This window comes from Aestuarium zhoushanense (assembly GCF_056431045.1).
The window spans coordinates 506,884-519,475 of sequence record NZ_JBWKMA010000022.1 but is presented as its reverse complement, the minus strand read 5'-3'; the positions used below and the strand labels follow the sequence as shown (position 1 = coordinate 519,475).

Sequence of the window (12,592 nt, the reverse complement as noted above, 5' to 3'; positions counted from 1 at the left end):
TGGGGGCTGATCGTGTTCACCTTTGAAGATGTTGGCGCGGCGCAGTCCCATAGCACAGCTCGCGGAGCGTGGGAGGCAAAGGTCTACGGCCCGCTGTTGATCGTCCTCGTCCTCTTGTCTGCGGTTGCCGCGGGCGGGGATCGATCGCTTGTGTGGCTCTTGATGACGCTGAGTTTGGCTGTCCTCGGCCTAGTCTATGGAGTGGTCCAGGTCATGTACGACCGTGGCCGCGCTGATCCTGTCGAGGGGCAGATGGCGATTATTCTGCCCGTCGTGGTCGCAATAGGCTTTGCTGTTCTGCAACTGTTGCCGCGTCCGTTTGATCCGACAGGGACTTTGCCGCCCGACCTCTGGCCCGATTTTCTGACGATCAACCGCACGGCGACGGTTCTCGCGCTCGTGCGGATCACGGGCTATCTGCTGATGTTCTGGCTCTTGATCAGCGTAGTCGATAGCGCCGCGCGGGTGACACACATGGCGACATTGTTATTCTGGGGGCTCTTTGCCCATGCCGTTTGGGGGCTTTTGGCGTTGTCGTTCTTTGGCGATATCCACTTTTGGGGCGACAAACTGGACTACGTGGGGTCGGCCACGGGGACATTCATTAACCGAAATTCCTTTGCAACGTTCCTCGGAATGGGGGTGTCGTTGGGCATCGCACTGACCGCCAGGCGCGCCTTCTCGCCGTCGATCCGCATGCCCGCTGGCCCCACGGCGTGGTCGCGGCATAAACTAAATGTTGTGGCGTTGGCGACGGCGACGATCGTGATTTTGGCCACGGTCATTGCCACGCAATCGCGGTTGGGGAGCATGGCGACCGTCTTGGGCGCCGCAGTCACTTTTGGCCTCATGATGTCCAAGGCTAAGCGGCTGACGCGGGGCCAGATCAGGCGTGCTATAGTCTTTGGTGGTGTTACCGTATCGGCGATCCTTTTGTTTATGGGGCAAGGGGTGCTGGATCGCTCGATACTCACCGTTGCGGGTAGTATTGATCGGTTTGAGCTATATCGCGAAGTGATGGGGATGATCGCCCACCGCCCCTTGTTGGGGTTTGGGTTGGACGGCTTTCCTGATGCGTTCGAGCTTTACCATGACCCCATGCTGGACACGTCCTTAGTCTGGGATCGGACGCACAATACTTATCTGGCCCTTTGGGTTGAATTGGGCATGATCGCGGGGAGCCTTCCGATGCTCGCTGTTGCAATAGCGGTCGTTAAAGCGTGGCGAAATTTGATGCGCAGATCGGACGGATACGCGACCTCAGCGGCCGCAATCGGCGCCACAGTTACAGTAGCGGTTCATTCCCTAGGGGACTTTAGCCTCGAGGTCGCGGGGAACGTTTACCTCTTTGTCGCTCTGATCGCGCTGGGCGTGGCGCGGTTCCGCAGGGCGGGGGGCCGATGATTGGGTGTTGGCGCAAATCACGACGGCGGATGCTGCATCTGCCGACGATGCCTGCCGCGATCTATGCGGTGGGCGATATTCACGGGCGGTTTGACCTCTATCAGCGGTTAGAGCAGCAGATCATAGAGGACGCCGCGACGATTGATGGGCTAAAGTTGCTGATCTTGCTCGGTGATATTGTGGACCGCTCGGCAGGGGTGTCGGGGCTCATCGACCACCTTCTTGCGCCTGATCCCGCGGGGATCAAGCGCGTTACCCTCTGTGGAAACCATGACGATATGATGTGTCGATTTCTGGATGATCCGGCGGGCAATCGGGCGTGGTTGGACTGTGGCGGTGCTGAGACCTTGGCCTCTTATGGGCTGCATCTGGGGGAGGCGAGGACCCCGACTAAGACGTTGAAACATCGGCTGACGACCTCAATCCCACCCGGTCATCGTGACTTTCTCATGGGCTTGCCGCTGTCGCTGACCGTTGGCGACTATGTCTTTGCCCACGCGTCTTATGACCTCGATAAACCTGACGCGCGGCAGGACGCGCAGACCCTCATGTGGGGCAATCCCGCTCTGGCTGATCGGGCAAAGTCGAAGCGCATTTTGATCCACGGTCATGTGATTGAGGACGAACCCAGTATCCGCCCAAACCGCATTTCGATTGATACGGGCGCGTATAAAACGGGCGTTTTGACGGCCGTTCGACTTTTGGCGGGGGAACGCGGCCCTGCCTTCCTCTCAACCAAACCCGAATAAACCAAATTTAAAACAATTTGGGCCAAAACCTGTTCTGACGCCCCAATTGCCGAGTTTTCAGAATGACGACGCCCCCGCGAGAGACGATTGATATCAAAGACCTGCTGTCGATCTTGCAGCGTCAGGCGCGGCTGATCGGGGTCACGATCTTTGTCTTTTTGACCCTCGCGTTTCTCTTTCTGGCCCGTGCTGTGCCGCTCTATACCGCGACGGCCTTGATCGAGGTCGACCCCGCGGGGCGCAGTCTGCTCGATCAGCAGGACACACAGCGGGCGGCGGCGACGATGGCGGATGCGCGGCTGGAAAGCGAGGTTGAGAAATTGCGCTCTAGTAGCCTCGCGCTCGATACGATCCGCGACACCGAACTTTACCTGACCGAAGAGTTCGGCGTATCGCTAAGCCTGACGGACCGCGCGAAACAGGCGATTGGGCTTGAACTGCCAGAGCTGCCGACGGGGCTGCAGGTGGTGCAGGCGACCTTGGGGCGGTTTAACGATGCGATGTCGGTACGGCGCCGGGGGCTGACCTACCTTGTCGCTGTGTCATTCACCTCGGAAAATCCGACCCGCGCGGCTAAGGTCGCGAACGCCCACGCTCAGACTTACATTCGTAGGCAGCTTGATGCGAAAGTGCAGGACGCATTGGCGGGGCGCGATATTTTGCGGGCGCAGCTCGATCTGGCGCAGGCGCAATTGGCGGCGACTGATGGGGCGTTTTCGGACTATGTTAACCACAACCTTGATCGGTTGATGGCCGAGTCTGGATCGCGAGCCGTCGAGAACCTGCGCGATCAGATGACTGCCGCCGCGGCCACGCGGGTCGAACTGCTGCAATCGCAAACACGTGCACGTGCCGCGTTGGAGGCGTCGGATTTTGACACCCTCGCCAATGAAATCGGTGACGCGACCCTCATTGCGTTGACCGAACAACGCAGCGTTCTGGCCCGTCAAATCGCGGGCAAGGCTGAGGGGACGGCAGAGGCCATCGACCTCGCTGCAGGGCTTGCCGATTTAGAGGCGCGGATCGCGACAGAGGGTGCGCGTGCTGTGTCGCAACTCAACGCGAGTGTGACGGGGTATGAGACAGCCGAATCCGATCTGCGGGCGCAATTGCAGACCGAATTGCTATCCGGTCCGCTCAGCCCGCAAACGCTGACCGAAGTCTATAGTCTGCAACAAGAGGCGCAGATCGCGCAGCGGCAATACGACACGATGCTTTTGCGGCTGCGCGAAATTGAAACGCAGGCATTGGTGCAGATTGCGGATAGCCGTGTCGTGTCCGAAGCCTTGCCGCCGCGCCAACCGTCTTATCCGAATAAGAAACTGATCCTCGCCCTCGCGCTGTTTGTGGGGATTGGCGCCGGGATCACACTGGCCTTTGCCTATGAATATTTTGTCGGCGGCGTCACCTCGGCCATTCAGTTGGGTAATCTGCTGCCTGCCCGCGTCGGCGCAGTGATTCCGCGTGAGGCGCTGCCTGCCGATCAAAAAACGGTCGCGGATAAAATCGTGAATGAGCCGATGTCGCTGATCGCGGAGTCATTCCGTCGTCTGCGCGCCGCTGTCGATCGCGCTTGCCCTGATGATCCGGGGAAGGGGAAGGTGATCATGGTGTGCTCCTCCGTTCCCGCCGAGGGCAAGTCGACCACCGCGTTGGCCCTTGCGCGGACCTATGCGGCGGCGGGCAAAAAGACGCTGTTGATCGACGCCGATCTGCGAAACCCGAGCCAGCACAGCTTTATTGGTTGCGAACCAAAACATGGGATCCTCGACTATCTCTTGGACGAGGTTGATGGTGATGAGGCGTTCTATGATGCCGATCCGAAGTCGTCACTGGGCGTGATGATGGGCCGTCGGAGGTCGATGGTCCCGACCGATGCACCGCTGCAATCCACCACCTTCCGCGACCTGATCTCCAATGCACGCGGGGCCTTGGACGTGATTATCATCGACACAGCGCCATTGGTCCCCGTGGTCGATGCCCGCTACATCGCGCCGCTGGCCGACTGTGCGGTCCTCTGCGTCCGCCACGGCATCACCAAACAATCCGAACTGCGAACCAGTTTCGACCAATTGACCGACTCATTGCGCAGCGATGCCGAAGTGGTCACGGTTCTCAACTGCTACGAGGGGCGCGACAAAACATACCGCTACGACGGCTATTACGGCTACGCAGGCAAATAGGTCACAGATTTCAGGGGGATACCCAGTGGAGGCGAGTAGGAGAATCGAACTCCTGTACACGGATTTGCAATCCGCTGCGTCACCACTCCGCCAACTCGCCGCCAGTGGTGTGGGTGGTCTATACAACTTCATTCGGGGGTGCAAGCATGTGCTTTCGTGGAATCTTTACCTTTCCGCCGTTGATCGTTCGGGGTAGATATGGCAAGACCCCAATTGGAACTGAACGAAAGAGTTTAGACCGTGGCAGATTATACCACCCGCCGGACCATGATGGTCGACACCCAAGTACGTCCCTCGGACGTGACAAAATTCCCGATCATCGACGCGATGCTATCGGTTCCACGTGAGGCATTCGTGCCCTCCACCATGCGTGAGGCTGCCTATATTGGCGAAAACCTCGATATTGGTGGCGGTCGTGTGCTCTTGGAGCCGCGCACATTGGCAAAGATGCTCGATGTTTTGGACATCAAACCGACCGAAGTGATCCTCGATATCGCGCCGGGTCTGGGCTACTCCACCGCTGTTCTCGCCCACATGGCCGAGTTCGTGATCGGCGTCGAAGACGACGAATCCCGCGCGGAAGAGGCTCAATCGATTCTCTCTGAGCAGGGCATTGATAACGCGGCGATCATCTCGGGCGCTTTAGCTGAGGGCGCTGCGAAGTCTGGTCCTTACGATGTCATCATCCTGCAAGGCGCTGTCGAAGTGCTGCCTGATTCTCTGCTCGCGCAGTTGAAAGACGGTGGTCGCATCGTATCTATCTTTGCAGAAGGCGATCTGGGCGTTGTCCGTATTGGTTACAAAATGGACCAACGGATTAACTGGCGTATGGCGTTTAACGCTGGCGCGCCTGTTTTGACTGGGTTCGCTAAGAAAGCAGAATTCGCCCTTTGACAATTTGCCGCGATTTCGGCGGTTGCGCGAAGAGGCCCAAAAGCATAAAGGAATTGTTATGTTTCGAAAAACTTTTGCCTCTGCGGCCGCCGTCGTCGCGCTGATTGTTACCTCTCCCGCTGCCTTTGCTGAAACGCTGGGTGGCGCGCTGGTTTCGGCGTATAATTCCAGTGGTCTATTGGACCAAAACCGCGCGGTCCTGCGTGCTGCCGACGAAGATGTCGCCTCTGCTATGGCCTCGCTGCGTCCTACATTGTCCTATAGCGCGAACGCGACGCATTCGCCGGACAATTCTGGTGCTGAGTATTGGACCGAAACCTACAGCCTGATTTCGCAACTGACCCTGTATCAAGGTGGCGCGAACAAGCTAGCACTCGATGCGAGCAAAGAACTCGTTCTGGGAGCGCGTGAAGACCTCGTTGCGGCAGAGCAAAACGTTCTGCTCTCTGCGATTTCCGCTTATCTGGGTGTGCGCACCGCGCAAGAATTCGTAAACCTGCGTCAATCGAACGTCCGTGTGCTGTCCGAAGAACTGCGTGCCGCGCAGGACCGTTTCAGCGTGGGTGAAGTGACCCGCACCGACGTGTCACTGGCCGAGGCGCAGCTTGCCTCTGCTCGCAGCCTTTTGGCCGTTGCGCAGGGTGATCTGATCCAAGCCCAAGAACAATACCGTGTCGCCGTCGGCACCGCACCTGTTTCGCTGCAAAGCGCGCCGCGTGCGGATGTTGGCATGACGCAAGATGCCGCAACCGAATACGCGCTGCGTGCGCACCCGTCGATCCTTTCGGTCCAGCACGCGATTGCGGCGGCTGAACTGGGTGTTCGCATCGCTCAAGCGTCGAACATGCCTTCCGTTGATCTGAGCGCGTCCTTTACTGAACGCCGCGTCGATGGTGGCAGCTTTAACGACAGCACCTCTTATGGCGTGTCGGTCTCTGGTCCGATCTACGCAGGTGGCGCGATCTCGAGCGCGGTCCGCAAGGCAAATGCGCAACGCGATCAGGCGCGTGCGGGTCTGCATCTGACAACGCTGAGTGTTGAGCAGGGCGTGACAAATGCGTTCTCGAACTACCGTGCGGCTGTGGCTGCGTCGGATGCCTATCGTCAGGGTGTTGCGGCAGCGCAGCTTGCCTTTGATGGTGTCCGCGAAGAGGCCGCCGCTGGGTCGCGCACAACGATTGACGTGCTGAACGCCGAACAATCCTTGCTCGATGCGCGGGCGAACTTGGTTCAGGCAAACGCCAATGTCGTTCTGGCCAGCTACAACATTCTCTACGCAACGGGTCTTTTGACGGCAGAGCATTTGAACCTGCCTGTGACCCAGTATGATGTTGAGGGCCATTACAACATGGTTGCAAACGCGCCCATCCGTTCCTCGGCCCAAGGCCGTGCGCTCGACCGCGTTTTGCAGGCGCTGGAATAATTTACCCAGCCAAGCGCGTCGTGTCGGTTGTCTGAGAGCGTAGCTTTCGTTACACTCACCGTTGAGTGAGCAGGAAAATCGTTATGTCTGACCAACGCGCAAATGTAGAGATCGAAGATGTCCTATCTTCTATCCGCCGTCTGGTGTCGGATAACGAGTGGTCGGCGCAGCCCGCTCCGCACTCCGTTCCCGAAGACGTGGCAGAGCCTGACCATTTCGATCCTCAGCCTGAAAAATTCGTTCTGACGCCTGCATTGCGCGTGGTCGAACCCGCGCCAGCGCCGGTCAAAGAGGCCCCGCAAGAGGGCTCTGCGATGACAGAACTGGAACAGATGATTGCTGAGTTGGAACAAGCCGTTACCAAATCAGAGCATCAGGATTGGGAACCCGAAGGCGATAATGTCGAAGATTTGATCGACACGCCCGAACCGTTCCCATCGCTGCGCAGCGCGACCATCGATGATGCCGATGTTCTGACCGCTGATTTGCAGGGTGAACCCGCCGTGCAAGACGACGATCAAGTCGTGGCGAGCGATGATCCCGATCTATCGGACCTCGATGGGCAGATCGACGAATACCTCGACGGTGGTGCCCTCATTGATGAGGACAAACTGCGCCAGATGGTGACCGAGATTGTGCGCTCTGAACTGCAGGGGGCTTTGGGCGAACGGATCACGCGCAATGTGCGCAAGCTGGTCCGTCGTGAGATTTATCGCGTCCTGTCGTCTCAGGAATTCGAATAAGTCACGGGCGCGGCCAGTTCGGCCACCATATCCACATCTAAATGCGTTTCCATGTGCTGGGCCAATGCGTCCAACGCGTCCTCAACACTTTGGTCATAGTGCGCCTCGGAACGGATACCAAAGCTGCGCATGTATTCGGCGCGGAAGCCGTCAGCGGCAAACAGCCCGTGGATATAGCAGCCTTGGACAAGGCCATTCTGGCTCTGCGCCCCTTCGCCGCGTCCATCCAGCGTCAGCCATGCGCGGTCGCGATCAGGGCCATCGGTTTCGCCGATGTGGATTTCGTAGCCAGTGACAGGCTCGCCGCTTTCGATATGGCGGGCGTTTGAGAGGGTGAGGCGCTTGTGCGGCTTCATCTCTGTGACCACATCCAGATGACCGAGGCCCGCAACGCGCGAGGGTACGCCTTCAATCCCGTCATCATCGCGAATTTCACGGCCAAGCATCTGATACCCGCCACAAATCCCCAGCACACGACCACCGCGGCGGATATGGGCTTGCAGGTCAATATCCCAGCCCTGGGCGCGGAAATGCGCAAGGTCAGCGATGGTCGATTTGCTGCCAGGGATTAGAATGAGGTCGGCATCGGCGGGCAGCGGGCGGCCAGCCTCAACGATCTCAACGGTCACGTTGGGTTCAGCGGACAGCGGGTCGAGGTCGTCGAAATTCGCGATCCGATTGAGTCGCGGCACGGCGATTTTGAACGCGCCACCGGGGCGACCCTTGAGGTCCATCACGTCCTCGGCAGGCAGACGCCACGCCTGATCGAACCACGGCAGGATACCCAGAGGGGCCCAGCCTGTGTGATCCACAATCGCTGTCATCCCTTCGGCAAAGAGGCTGGTGTCACCACGGAATTTGTTGATGCCAAAGCCTTTGATCCGATTGCGGTCGTCTTCGGGCAGGATGACATGGGTGCCGACGAGCTGCGCAATCACGCCGCCACGGTCGATGTCGCCAAAGAGTATAACGGGGACGCCAGCGGCCTCGGCAAAGCCCATGTTCGCGATGTCGCCGTCCCGCAGGTTCACTTCGGCGGGCGATCCAGCGCCTTCGATGATGATCAGGTCGTGGGCCTGCGCCAAACGGTGAAAGCTGTCGAGGACCGACACCATGAGCGTCGACTTCATCTTACCGTAGTCGCGCGCCTTGAGCGTGGTCAGCCGTTTGCCCTGCACGATCACCTGTGCGCCCACATCCGTTTCGGGTTTGAGCAAAACAGGGTTCATGTCCGTATGCGGGGCCAACCCACAAGCCAGCGCCTGAAGCGCCTGTGCGCGACCAATCTCTCCGCCGTCAGAGGTGACTGCGGCGTTGTTCGACATGTTCTGCGGTTTGAACGGCGCGACCGAGAGGCCACGTTTGCGAAAGGCGCGACATAGGCCAGCCACCACCATGGATTTCCCCACGTTGGAACCAGCACCCTGAATCATAATCGCCTTTGCCATGGCGCCTGTTCTACGGTGGGGCAGGGGTTCGCGAAAGCCCCGATGCGGCACGCGGACCCTTAAAAACGAAAACGCGGCCCGAGCAGAGGACCGCGTTTGCGTTTGGGTGGGCGAGAGGCCCGATACATGAAACCTTAGGCGGCTTCGTCTTGTGCAGCAGCGTTGCGGCGTTCGCTCTCTTCGCGCGACAGCGCAACAGAGGTACGGATACCTTTACCAACGAATTCCATCAGACCCTTCACAACACGTTCGTTCGGGTCGATGCCAGCGCAGGACAAAACTTCACGGCCATCACGCGACCGCGCCCAACGTGCGATCTGTTCCGGACCATTGCCGTACTTTTTGTCATCAGCAATCGCGTCATCCAACGCAGCGAGAACAACAGCAGCAAAGAGTTTGCGTGCACGGTTGCCCTGTTCGTTGTTGAAAGCGGTGCCATCTACGAAATCAGCCATTTCGCGTCCTTTGTTGTTTTTGCTCTTGTGGTTACGGCGTGCAGCGCAATATGCCTATTTTGATCCGATTCGGGGGTCTTGATTTGGAATGGCAGCTATGCACTCTCTGCATAGGTAAATCCACAGTTTTGGCATATCTAGCGCCTAAACGCCGGTTTGTTGTTCCGATATAGGGGCTCGCCGCTTTCCGGCAACCACCAGTCACATAATCGAGATAAATGTCCGATGCCCAAAATCAACGGTAACGAAATTAAACCAGGTAACATCCTTGAACACGAAGGCGGTCTGTGGGCTGCTGTTAAAGTGGGTCACGTGAAACCCGGTAAAGGCGGCGCATTTGCGCAGGTCGAAATGAAAAACATTCGTGATGGCCGCAAGCTGAACGAACGTTTCCGGTCCGAAGACAAGGTAGAGCGCGTGCGCCTCGACCAGAAGGACCAGCAGTTCCTTTATGAAACCGACGGTCGTCTGGTGTTCATGGACACTGAAACCTTTGAACAGGTCGAGATCGACTCGGAACTGTTGGGCGAACGTCGTCCGTTCCTGCAGGACGGCATGACGGCAACCGTCGAATACTATGGCGAAGAAGCTCTCGGCGTTTCGATCCCGCAGAAAGTCACCTGCAAGATCGTTGAGACTGAGCCGGTTGTTAAAGGCCAGACCGCTGCGAACTCTTACAAGCCAGCGATCCTCGACAACGGTGTGCGCATCATGGTTCCGCCGTTCATCGCGACCGACGAGATGATCATCGTGAACACAGACTCGATGGAATATTCCGAACGCGCCTAATCGGTTCGTTTTGGTGATTTGAACGAAGGGCGCGGGAAAAATCTCGCGCCCTTTGTCTTTGCTTGCATGGTGTGGGGCAGGGCGGTTAACCATGTTGTCACCATGACAAACGCCCCCCGATTTACCCCGCTCATCGCATCGCTTCCTGCCACTGTGCCCTTTGTCGGGGCCGAAGTGATGGAGCGTGCCAGTGGCCGTCCCTTTGCCGCGCGTATTGGCGCGAACGAAAACGTCTTTGGCCCGTCGCCCAAAGCCATCGCCGCCGTGCAAGCCGCCGCGTCCGAGGCCTGGAAATACGGTGATTCCGAAAGCTACGACCTAAAGGCCGCGATTGCCGCGCATCACGGCACGACCGTGGACCACATCGCGATTGGCGAAGGTATTGACGGGCTCTTGGGCATGTTGGTGCGGTTGATGGTAGCCGATGGGGACGCGGTTGTGACCTCGGACGGGGCATATCCAACGTTCAACTATCACGTCGCGGGCTACGGTGGCGTGCTGCACAAGGTCCCGTTCAAGGGCGACCACGAGGACCCCGATGCCCTCATCGCGAAGGCCGCAGAGGTTGGCGCAAAGCTGATCTATATCGCGAACCCTGATAACCCGATGGGCACCCATCACCGTGGTGAGGTGATCGCCAGCATGGTGGATCGCCTGCCCGAAGGGGCGCTGCTGATCGTGGACGAGGCCTATATCGACTTTGCGCCCGAAGGCACGGCCTTGGACCTGCCCGTTGATCCTCGTTTCATTCGGATGCGCACCTTTTCAAAGGCGTTCGCCTTGGCCGGTCTGCGGGTTGGCTATGCGGTTGGCGGCAAAGAACTGATCGCGGGCTTTGACCGCGTGCGGAACCATTTCGGGATGGGGAATGTGGCCCAAGCGGGCGCCTTGGCCGCGTTTCAGGATCGCGAATGGTTGGGCCATGTGGTCGGGCAGGTGGCGAACGCCCGTGATCGGATCGCTGCGATTGCCGCCGACAATGGGCTGACCTCTGTGCCATCGGCCACCAATTTCGTTTGCGTGGATTGCGGGCAGGACGGTGCCTTTGCCCGAACCGTTCTGAACGGTCTGTTGCGCCGTGGGCTGTTTGTGCGGATGCCGTTTGTCGCGCCGCAGGATCGCTGCATTCGGATCAGCTGCGGCACGGAGAGTGACCTCGACCTTTTGGCCGCGGCCCTGCCTGATGCCTTGGCCGATGCGCGGGGTTAAACCCCCGCGACCACCGAAGTTGCTGCCGAAAGCGCGCCGTCCCCATGTGGGATTTGCAGCGCTTTAAGGCCCGCATCAATCACCGACAGCGTGCCCAGCACCATATGCGCGTTCACGTGACCCATGTGACCGATACGGAACCAAGCCGAGGTTGGTTCACGACCAAGTCCAATGCCCAGCGTCACGCCCGCATGTTCTTCGCACCAGTGGCGCAGACGGTCGGCGTCATTGCCACCGAGGTAGATCGACGTCACCGAATGGCCGCGCCCCGCAGGGTCCGCCATGTTGAGCCGCATTTCACCGCCCTGACCCCATGCCTCGACCGCAGCCCAAACCGCGCGGGCGAGCGTTTCGTGACGCGCCCAGACCTGTTCGATGCCTTCTTCGTTGATCAGGTCCAAGGCCGCACGCAGCCCAAAGAGGTGATGCGTCGGCGGGGTGCCTGCAAAGTGTTGATAGAACATCTCTGGCGAAACGCGCGGTTTCCAGTCCCAATACCGCGTTGCCAGATCAGCGCTTTCACGGGCCGCAGCCGCACGTTCGTTGAACCAGACAAAGCCTAGTCCCGCAGGGGTCATCAGACCCTTTTGGCTCGCCGCGATTGTGACATCGGCGCCCCATGCGTCCATTTCAAACCGATCACAACCCATCGACGCGATGCAATCCGCCATCAAAACAGCAGGGTGCCCCGCGGCGTCCATCGCCTGACGCACGCCCGCAATGTCGTTCTTGATCGAGGTGGAGGTATCCACATGCACTGCCAGAACGGCCTTAATGCTGTGGTCTGTATCGGCCTTCAGGCGGGTTTCGACTTGGTTCAGGTCAATAGAGGCCTGCTGGCCAAAATCCATCACCTCAAGGTCGAGGTGCAGACCCCGCGCCATTTCGGCCCAGCCATGCCCAAACCGCCCCGTGACCAGAACAAGGATTTTATCGCCCCGTGACAGGACGTTCGACAGTGCTGCTTCCCATACGCCGTGACCGTTGGCGATGTAGATCGCCACATGGCACGTGGTGCGGGCAACCGATTTCAGGTCAGGGATAATGGTGGCCGTCATATCGACCAATTCGCCCTGATAGATATTGGGCGAAGGCCGCATCATCGCTTGCACCACACGATCCGGCAGTACCGAAGGTCCAGGGATGGCAAGGTAAGGGCGGCCGTTGGAAAGAGACATTCTGATCACCTATTCAAAAATCACCGTGACACTAACGCGGCTTCCCGCCGCGTCAATCGGCGAAGTCTTTCCATACGAACGGTTTATCGGTATCCCCAAGACAAGAGACCGAAAGGG

The 12,592-nt window shown here is 58.8% G+C and carries 11 protein-coding genes and 1 tRNA gene; 8 read left to right on the top strand and 4 right to left on the bottom strand.

What is annotated here, in order from left to right; translation table 11 throughout:
• Positions 1–12 precede the first annotated feature (12 nt).
• The 3 genes from AC07ED_RS09970 (at position 13) to AC07ED_RS09960 (ending at position 4,336) form a co-directional block, all read left to right on the top strand.
• Complete coding sequence (locus AC07ED_RS09970; protein WP_105235648.1) at positions 13–1,404, top strand: O-antigen ligase family protein; 1,392 nt, start codon at positions 13–15, stop codon at positions 1,402–1,404.
• 29 nt (positions 1,405–1,433) lie between these two features.
• A complete protein-coding gene (locus AC07ED_RS09965; RefSeq protein ID WP_158664540.1) occupies positions 1,434–2,153 on the top strand; it encodes a metallophosphoesterase in 720 nt (239 codons plus the stop codon).
• A gap of 62 nt (positions 2,154–2,215) precedes the next feature.
• Positions 2,216–4,336: a GumC family protein gene (locus AC07ED_RS09960; RefSeq protein ID WP_105235646.1), complete on the top strand. Its 2,121-nt coding sequence runs from the start codon at positions 2,216–2,218 to the stop codon at positions 4,334–4,336.
• 26 nt (positions 4,337–4,362) lie between these two features.
• Here AC07ED_RS09960 and AC07ED_RS09955 read toward each other — a convergent pair.
• A tRNA-Cys gene (locus AC07ED_RS09955) sits at positions 4,363–4,436 on the bottom strand.
• 140 nt (positions 4,437–4,576) lie between these two features.
• Between AC07ED_RS09955 and AC07ED_RS09950 the strand changes: the two genes are divergently transcribed.
• The 3 genes from AC07ED_RS09950 (at position 4,577) to AC07ED_RS09940 (ending at position 7,396) form a co-directional block, all read left to right on the top strand.
• A complete protein-coding gene (locus AC07ED_RS09950; RefSeq protein ID WP_105235645.1) occupies positions 4,577–5,230 on the top strand; it encodes a protein-L-isoaspartate O-methyltransferase family protein in 654 nt (217 codons plus the stop codon).
• Positions 5,231–5,288: 58 nt separating this feature from the next.
• On the top strand, positions 5,289–6,653 hold the full coding sequence (locus AC07ED_RS09945) for a TolC family outer membrane protein (RefSeq protein ID WP_105235644.1): 1,365 nt from the start codon (positions 5,289–5,291) through the stop codon (positions 6,651–6,653).
• Between the two features lie 83 nt (positions 6,654–6,736).
• Complete coding sequence (locus AC07ED_RS09940; RefSeq protein ID WP_105235643.1) at positions 6,737–7,396, top strand: hypothetical protein; 660 nt, start codon at positions 6,737–6,739, stop codon at positions 7,394–7,396.
• On the opposite strand, the gene AC07ED_RS09935 is transcribed toward AC07ED_RS09940, so the two are convergent.
• Together AC07ED_RS09935 and AC07ED_RS09930 are read right to left on the bottom strand one after the other, a co-directional pair.
• Positions 7,381–8,844 (bottom strand): cobyric acid synthase, encoded by a 1,464-nt coding sequence (locus AC07ED_RS09935; protein ID WP_105235642.1) that lies wholly within the window; start codon positions 8,842–8,844, stop codon positions 7,381–7,383. The genes AC07ED_RS09940 and AC07ED_RS09935 overlap by 16 nt on opposite strands.
• 134 nt (positions 8,845–8,978) lie before the next feature.
• Positions 8,979–9,299 (bottom strand): DUF6280 family protein, encoded by a 321-nt coding sequence (locus tag AC07ED_RS09930; protein WP_067549788.1) that lies wholly within the window; start codon positions 9,297–9,299, stop codon positions 8,979–8,981.
• A 225-nt stretch (positions 9,300–9,524) separates the two neighbouring features.
• Here AC07ED_RS09930 and efp point away from each other — a divergent pair, with 225 nt between their 5' ends.
• Positions 9,525–10,088 (top strand): elongation factor P, encoded by a 564-nt coding sequence (efp, locus tag AC07ED_RS09925; RefSeq protein ID WP_067549786.1) that lies wholly within the window; start codon positions 9,525–9,527, stop codon positions 10,086–10,088.
• A gap of 102 nt (positions 10,089–10,190) precedes the next feature.
• Complete coding sequence (locus AC07ED_RS09920; RefSeq protein WP_105235641.1) at positions 10,191–11,297, top strand: pyridoxal phosphate-dependent aminotransferase; 1,107 nt, start codon at positions 10,191–10,193, stop codon at positions 11,295–11,297.
• Here AC07ED_RS09920 and AC07ED_RS09915 read toward each other — a convergent pair.
• Positions 11,294–12,475 carry a pyridoxal-phosphate-dependent aminotransferase family protein gene (locus tag AC07ED_RS09915; protein ID WP_105235640.1) on the bottom strand — a complete coding sequence of 394 codons (1,182 nt, stop codon included), beginning with the start codon at positions 12,473–12,475 and terminating at the stop codon, positions 11,294–11,296. The two genes, AC07ED_RS09920 and AC07ED_RS09915, sit on opposite strands and share 4 nt — an antisense overlap.
• Between the last annotated feature and the right edge of the window lie 117 nt (positions 12,476–12,592).

Bases quoted from the DNA above. Each gene is read 5' to 3' on its own strand.
- AC07ED_RS09915 (WP_105235640.1), bottom strand. From the start codon at position 12,475: ATGTCTCTTTCCAACGGCCGCCCTTACCTTGCCATCCCTGGACCTTCG.
- AC07ED_RS09945 (WP_105235644.1), top strand. From the start codon at position 5,289: ATGTTTCGAAAAACTTTTGCCTCTGCGGCCGCCGTCGTCGCGCTGATT.
- AC07ED_RS09920 (WP_105235641.1), top strand. From the start codon at position 10,191: ATGACAAACGCCCCCCGATTTACCCCGCTCATCGCATCGCTTCCTGCC.
- AC07ED_RS09940 (WP_105235643.1), top strand. From the start codon at position 6,737: ATGTCTGACCAACGCGCAAATGTAGAGATCGAAGATGTCCTATCTTCT.
- AC07ED_RS09935 (WP_105235642.1), bottom strand. From the start codon at position 8,844: ATGGCAAAGGCGATTATGATTCAGGGTGCTGGTTCCAACGTGGGGAAA.
- AC07ED_RS09965 (WP_158664540.1), top strand. From the start codon at position 1,434: ATGCTGCATCTGCCGACGATGCCTGCCGCGATCTATGCGGTGGGCGAT.
- efp (WP_067549786.1), top strand. From the start codon at position 9,525: ATGCCCAAAATCAACGGTAACGAAATTAAACCAGGTAACATCCTTGAA.
- AC07ED_RS09930 (WP_067549788.1), bottom strand. From the start codon at position 9,299: ATGGCTGATTTCGTAGATGGCACCGCTTTCAACAACGAACAGGGCAAC.
- AC07ED_RS09960 (WP_105235646.1), top strand. From the start codon at position 2,216: ATGACGACGCCCCCGCGAGAGACGATTGATATCAAAGACCTGCTGTCG.